General features: G+C 74.3%; 3 protein-coding genes. All 3 read right to left on the bottom strand.

All coding sequences use genetic code 11. The features are described from left to right. On the bottom strand, window positions 1–2,696 hold a 2,696-nt coding region (locus tag E1284_RS20030), incomplete at its 3' end, for a glycosyl hydrolase (RefSeq protein WP_131941095.1). A 149-nt stretch (window positions 2,697–2,845) separates the two neighbouring features. After that, window positions 2,846–4,276 carry an L-fucose/L-arabinose isomerase family protein gene (locus tag E1284_RS20025; protein WP_131941093.1) on the bottom strand — a complete coding sequence of 477 codons (1,431 nt, stop codon included), beginning with the start codon at window positions 4,274–4,276 and terminating at the stop codon, window positions 2,846–2,848. A 93-nt stretch (window positions 4,277–4,369) separates the two neighbouring features. Continuing rightward, complete coding sequence (locus tag E1284_RS20020) at window positions 4,370–6,421, bottom strand: bifunctional aldolase/short-chain dehydrogenase (protein WP_131941091.1); 2,052 nt, start codon at window positions 6,419–6,421, stop codon at window positions 4,370–4,372. Window positions 6,422–6,430: the final 9 nt, after the last annotated feature.

Here is a 6,430-nt window from a genome sequence, read left to right as displayed (position 1 = left end):
AGTTCCAGCAGCGCCCCGCTCCCGCCCGCCCAGGTCACGGTGGCGGTGTAGGTGCCGATGCCGGAGACGTCCGCGAGCTCGGGGATGTCCGGCCACGGCTTCAGCCCGTCGAGCTCGAGGTCGTGGCGCTTCACGCCGTCCGGGGTCATGTCCTCGACGCGCAGCCGCCAGGACGTGAGGGCCCGCGGCGCGGGCACGTCCCGGATCGCCGTGGTGACCGTGCGGCCGCCCGCCAGGGTGGTGGCGTAGGTCCCGGCGGCGGTCGCGCGGGCGATCAGGCGCTGCCCGTCCACCCGCAGCTCCGCCTCGGACGCGGTGGCGGACGGGGCGTGCCCGCCGCGCGCCAGCATGATCACGGTGGCCTCGGACGGCTGGAGCGCCACCCGGAGCGTGACGCCGTCGCCGTCCTCGCGGTACACGGCGATCCGCTCGGTCTCGCCCGTCCACAGGTTCAGCCGGTACGGGACGGCCTTGCGGTCGGTGCGGGTGAACGTGACGTCGTGGTCGATCGGGGCGACCGGCGGCTTCACCGTCTCGGCGTGCTTGCCGTTGCACAGGTAGAAGTAGTCGGTGCGGCCCTCCCGCCGGTGCGCGGTGAGGAGCGTGGACGCCTCCGCGTAGCCGACGGTGGGGCGCAGGCCGAGGTCGGCCAGCGCGCCCGGCACGTCGTCCTCCGCGGCGACGTTGCGGACGCGCGGCTGTGCGAGCAGCTCCTCGACGACGGCGCGCAGCTTCTCGTTCTCGCCGTCCCGCGCCAGGCCGGGGACGGCCGGGGCCGACCAGTCGCCGAGGAAGACCAGCGGAAGCCCGGCCTTCGTCAGCTTCAGCATGGTGCGGGCCGTGTCGAGCGGCAGCGTGCACTCCTTGCCGGAGAACCGGTCGCCCTCGACGAACAGCACCTGGTAGCCGGGGCCGTCCGGGGCGAGCCGCCCGCCGGACACGGTCGCGGAGGGGAGGTCGAGCAGCGGCGCGCTGATGAGCTGGTGCGTCCAGCCGAGCGGGACGCCGCTCTTGGTGAACCACGCGGCGCCGATGCCGGTCTTGGTGTAGCCCTTCTGCCGGAAGACGGCCACGTCGATGCGGCTCGTGCCGGCCTGCATGGTCTGGTGGATGCGCGCCAGGTACCCGGCGACGTCCGGGACGTGCCGCCACGTCGGCTGGCGCGGCCCCCACGACTCGGAGAAGCCGATGCCGCCGCTGTAGGGGGTGAACCCGGCGAACCCGGGCCAGGCCGCGCCGGGCGCGGTCGCGTAGGAGAAGCCGTGCAGGACGGTCTGGTTCAGCCCGGCCGCGTAGGCGCCGCCCATCGTGCGCAGGAGCTTGTCCCAGGTGGTGTTGTAGGCGCCGCCCTGGTAGGCGCCCGCCTCGCAGGACAGCACCTTGCGCCCGCCCATGTCGCGGCCGCCGGCGAGGGCGCGGTAGTCGTCCAGGTTCTTGAACCCGAGCGACTCGCCTTCGGGGACGTCGAGGATCGCGGCGGTGCGGATCGCGTCCGTCTCCAGCCCGTACGGCTGCGCCCGGTACTCCAGCCCGATCGAGTGCGCCCACGTGGCGAGCGCCTCGAAGTGGTACTCGTTGAACAGGTCGGAGATCGTCAGCCAGAAGTCGTGCCGGACGTGGGACGTGGTGGCCGCGTCGTAGGCGAACATGGTGTTCTCCTTGAGGCGGACGACCACCGGCAGGTACGGCATGAGGTCGTAGCCGCGGCGCCGCCGGAACTCGGCGGGCAGGTCCGGCGTCCAGTTGAGCGCGTGCGTCTCCAGCTCGATCGAGTCCTCGAACAGCGTCGCGCCCGCCCGCTTGATCAGCTTGCGGATGTCGCGGGTCAGCAGCCGCGCCTCCCAGAACGCGGTGACGGCGCGGGTGCCGGCCCGGCTGAAGTGGTCGACGACGCACGCGTCCGGCGCGGAGTGCGGGCCGGACTCGGGGCGCTGCCCGCTGCCGCGCCGCCAGTAGGCGAACAGCAGCCAGTCGCCGCCGGCCGGGGCCGTCCAGGTGATCCGCTCCCCCGCGGCCTCCGCGGTCAGGTCGGTGAAGGACGCCGGGTCGAGGCCGGTCTCCTTGCGGGTCGCGTTCGCCGGGTCGGTCCTGACGGCGTGGACGGCGACGAGGTGCCGCTTCGTCACGCCCTCCCCGGGCGCGGCCACCGGCTCGGGGAGGGGGCCGTCGTGGGTGGCGCCGCCCGCGACGGCGACCGTCCCGTAGGCGAGCTCCTGCACGGCGGCCGTGTCGTCCGGGGTGATCGTCGGGACGGCGGCGGGCCAGGCGGGGCCGATCGTCAGGTCGACGGTGATGCCGCGCCGGGCCGCCTGGTCGAGGGCGGCCTCGACGCCGGCGTTCCAGGCCGGGGTCCCCCAGCCGTGCCCCTCCGGGTCCAGCACCGACTTGTCGCGGATGCTGTGGTGCACGGCGACGATCTCCGCCCCGCCGAACCCGGCGGCGGCGATCTGGTCGATCTCGCGCCGGATCTCGGCGGGGTCGACCAGCCCGTCCGGCCACCACCAGCGGAACCGCGGCCGCACCGCCGCGCCGGGCCGGGCGAACCCGCCCGCGCCCGGTCCGGCCGGGCTCGGCGCGGCCTGGGCGGCCGGCGCGCCCCCGAGGACGGGGGCGGCGCCCGCCGCGACGGCGGCCGCGGTGCCGAGCTGCAGGGCGCGCCTGCGCGTGATCCCCTGTCCGTAGCGGTCGTCGTTCACTTACTTCCTCCTGGTACTGACGTGCGGCCGGAGCCGACCGGGCCGATGGCGTGGAGCCGGACAGAGCCCGCGGCCGTCCGGACGGCCGCGGGCCCGCGCCCGTCATCGCCTGGGGGCGGAACCCCCGTTCACGCCATCAGAACGGGGGATCAGGGATTCACGTGGATGAGGTCGATCTCCATGAGGTCGGCGAGGGCCTTCAGGTCGGCGACCATGTGGCCGGTGCCGAGCGCCCAGTGGTGGGAGATGCCGGTGGCCGACCACGCGTCGGTCCACTCGCCGGGGTCGCAGCCGAAGTCGACGCGGGAGGTGGTGTTGCCGATCTGCAGCAGCGGCCCGTCCACGGTCGCGCCCTCGGACGCGACGAGCGCGAACCGCCCGTCGCGGCGCTGGACGATCCCGAACGCGGTGACGGGGCCGTGCTTGACGTCGAACTCCACCGACACGCCGTAGCCGCGCTTGCCGTGGTAGACGCCGAGGCCGCGCAGCAGCGGGCGGCGGGCGCTGATCGCCAGGTGGGCGGGCCCGTCGTGGCCCATCTCGACGTGCCCGCGGTGGAAGTCGAGCGCCTGCAGCTCGGTGAACGAGCCGCCCGCGCCGAGCCGGTCGGCGATCAGCATCGCCAGGGACGTGCGCAGCTCGTACTCCCCCGCCGCCGGGACGCCGCGCGCGGTGAGCAGCGACGCGCCGAGGATCATGCCGGCGCCGAGCCGCTCGTGGATCTCGCCGTCCAGGCCGCGGTGGTAGTAGGCGAGGCTGTCCAGCGCGAAGTCGGCGGTGAGCCGGTCCAGGCCGACGGCGACGCGGGCCGCCCAGGTGAGGTCGTCGTCGTTGACGGACGCGTCCAGTTCGAAGATCTTCTCCGCCTCGGCCTTCTTCGCCGCCGCCTCGGCCTCGGTGACCTTCTCCACCCGCACCCGCAGGTCGTCGAACTCCAGCACCTCGACGTGCCCGCCGAAGTTGGCGCCGACCAGCGTGAGGTCGGTGGAGACGTCCAGCATGCCCGGGTACAGGTGCCCCATCAGGCCGTGCCGGCCGCGGCGCAGCGCCGCCCGGACCCCGGCGGCCCGCACCCAGCGGCCGATCTTCGCCCAGGCCCGCTCGTCCTCCAGGTAGCCGGAGACGGAGCGGAACGGCACGCCGCAGCGCTCGAACGCGTTGGCCATCTCCGGCAGCGGGCAGGCGCCGCAGTAGGCGAGCCACTGCCCGGTGTCGAACGTGGCGTGGTCCATCGACTCGGTCGGCTGCAGGTTGATCAGCAGGACCGGCGCGTCCGCCCGCTGCGCGACCGGGACCAGCATCGACGCGGTCATGTAGGTGGTGAGGAAGCCGACGATGATGTCGCAGCCGGCGGCGCGGAGCCGCTCGGCCGCCGCCGCGCCCTCCTGCGCGTCGGAGATGAAGCCGACGTCCACGACCTCGGCGCCGAGCCCGCGCATCCGCTCCGAGACGCGCTCGGCGGACCGCTTCAGCTGCGGCAGCAGGTCGGGGAACTGCGGCCAGTACGCGCCGAGTCCCCCGGCGACGAGACCGACCTTCACGGGCGTGGTGGGTGCTGCGAACTTGTCCGCCTGGTCCATTTTGGGTCCCTTCGGGTGCCTTTGGTCGAGCGGGCCCTGCGGGACGGCCGCACGGCCGGGGCCGCGCGGCCGTCCCCTGTCGGAGTCGCGCCGTCAGCGCAGGAACGCGGCGGCGACGCCGGCGTCCACGGGGATGTGCAGTCCGGTGGTGTGGGTCAGGTCCCCGCCGGTGAGGGCGAAGACGGCGGCGGCGACGTGCTCGGGCAGCACCTCGCGCTTCAGCAGCGTCCGCCGGGCGTAGAACTCGCCGAGCTTCTCCTCCTCCACGCCGTACACGGCGGCGCGCTTGGCGCCCCAGCCGCCGGCGAAGATGCCGGAGCCGCGCACCACGCCGTCGGGGTTGACGCCGTTGACGCGGATGCCGTGCTCGCCGAGCTCGGCGGCCAGCAGCCGCACCTGGTGCGCCTGGTCGGCCTTGGTGGCGCCGTAGGCGATGTTGTTCGGCCCGGCGAACACGCCGTTCTTGGACGCGATGTAGACGATGTCGCCGCCCATGCCCTGCTCGACCATCACGCGGGCGGTCTCGCGGGACATCAGGAACGAGCCGCGCGCCATGACGTCGTGCTGCAGGTCCCAGTCGGCGGCGGTCGTGTCCAGCAGCGGCTTGGAGATCGACAGGCCGGCGTTGTTGACGACGAGGTCGACGCCGCCGAACGCCAGGACCGCGGCGCGGACGGCGGCGGCGATCTCCTCCTCGGAGGTCACGTCGACACCGGCCGCGACGGCGGCGTCGCCGGCGCGCAGGGCGCCCGCGCCGATCTCCGCCGCGACCTTCTCCGCGGCGGCCAGGTCCCGGTCGGCGACGACCACGCAGGCGCCCTCGGCGGCGAGCCGGCGGGCGGTGGCGGCGCCGATGCCCGAGCCGCCGCCGGTGACCACCGCGACGCGGGTGGCGAGCGGCTTCGGCTTCGGCATCCGGCGGAGCTTGGCCTCCTCCAGGTCCCAGTACTCGATGCGGAACTTCTCCGCCTCGTCGATCGGCGCGTACGACGACAGCGCCTCCGCGCCGCGCATCACGTTGATCGCGTTGACGTAGAACTCGCCGGCCACGCGCGCGGTCTGCTTGTCGGCGCCGAAGGAGAACATGCCGACGCCGGGCACCAGGACGATCGCCGGGTCCGCGCCGCGCATCGGCGGCGAGTCTGGGGCGGCGTGCCGCGCGTAGTAGGCCGCGTACTCCTCGCGGTAGGCGGCGTGGAGCTCCTTCAGCCGGGCCTTCGCCTCGTCGAGCGGGGCGTCCGGCGGCAGGTCCAGGACCATCGGCGCGACCTTGGTGCGCAGGAAGTGGTCCGGGCAGGAGGTGCCGAGCGCGGCGAGCCGCGGATGCTCGGCGCGGGAGACGAAGTCGAGGACGGCCTCGCCGTCGGTGAAGTGCCCGACCTGCGGCCGGTCCGTGGACGCCAGGCCCCGGATCAGCGGGAACAGCGCGGCGGCCCGCGCGTGCCGCTCCTGCTCCGGCAGCGCCGGGTGGATCACCTCGCCGAACGGGTCGGCCTTGCCGTGCTCGGCGATGTAGGCCTCGGCGGTGCGGATGATGTCGAGCGAGTTGGCCTTGCACTCCTCGCTCGTGTCGCCCCACGCGGTGATGCCGTGCCCCCCGAGGATGACCCCGATCGCCTGCGGGTTCGCCTGCTTGATCGCGGCGATGTCCAGGCCGAGCTGGAAGCCGGGCCGCCGCCACGGCACCCACGCGACCCGGTCGCCGAAGATCCGCCGGGTCAGCTCCTCCCCGTCGGCGGCGGTCGCGATCGCGATGCCGGAGTCGGGGTGCAGGTGGTCGACGTGCGCGGCCTCGACGAGGCCGTGCATGGCGGTGTCGATGGACGGCGCCGCGCCGCCCTTGCCGTGCAGGCAGTAGTCGAAGGCGGCGACCATCTCGTCCTCGCGCTCGACGCCCGGGTAGACGTCCACGAGGGCGCGCATCCGGTCCAGCCGCAGCACGGCCAGGCCCTTCTCGGTCAGGGTGCCGAGGTCGCCGCCGGACCCCTTCACCCACATCAGCTCGATGTCGCGGGCGGTCACGGGGTCGGTGACCGTGCCCTTGGCGGACGCGTTGCCGCCCGCGTAGTTGGTGTTGCGCGGGTCCGAGCCGAGGGTGTTGGCGCGGTCCAGCAGCTGCTCCACCTCGGGCGGGGCGGAAGTCATCGGTTGCGT

Origin of the sequence: Actinomadura bangladeshensis (genome assembly GCF_004348335.1) — a bacterium.
Lineage (GTDB): Bacteria > Actinomycetota > Actinomycetes > Streptosporangiales > Streptosporangiaceae > Spirillospora > Spirillospora bangladeshensis.
Note: the sequence above shows the minus strand (reverse complement) of the source record. Positions and strands in the feature narration are given on the sequence as shown.